The organism is Alcanivorax sp. HI0083 (assembly GCF_001635175.1).
In genome coordinates this window covers 1-494 of the sequence record NZ_LWFX01000802.1, presented here as the reverse complement: position 1 = coordinate 494, position 494 = coordinate 1, and the positions used below count along the sequence as shown (strand labels likewise).

Sequence of the window (494 nt, the reverse complement as noted above, 5' to 3'; positions counted from 1 at the left end):
TGTGGGATGAAGTGAACGCCAACGCCGGCGTGATCCTGAAAGGGGAAGACACGGTACTGGATCTGCACGAAGTGGCAGACACTCTGGCCCAGACCATTCCTTCCCTGCAGGCCGAATACGAAGGCGTCGTGGAAATTCTGGTGGCCACCGATGCGGAACCGGAACAGATTGCCTTTGCGCAGCGCCAATCCTGGCTGGCTGAGCGCATCGTACGGTCCATCGCCAAGGTACTGGAAGGTGGCGACGGCGCGGTGATCGCGGCGGACTCCTTCGGCCGTGATGCCAGCCTGTTCGGTCGTGTCATGAACGGCATGATCGAAGGCGATGCCGCCATGGGTATTGACCAGGTGAATGACCCCGACGCCCTGGATTACCTGGCCGAAATTGCTGACCTGTTCGACGAATTCGTTAACCAGTCCGTGGATGAAATCCTGGAAACTGCCCCCGAGCTGTTCCAGGTACGTAACGCGGCCGACACCATCTTCCGTCGCTCC

Annotated in this window: 1 pseudogene; it reads left to right on the top strand. The window is 59.7% G+C overall.

The annotated features are described in order from the left end of the window. Positions 1-494, top strand: a pseudogene (locus tag A3754_RS07745) (chemotaxis protein); the annotation flags it as partial.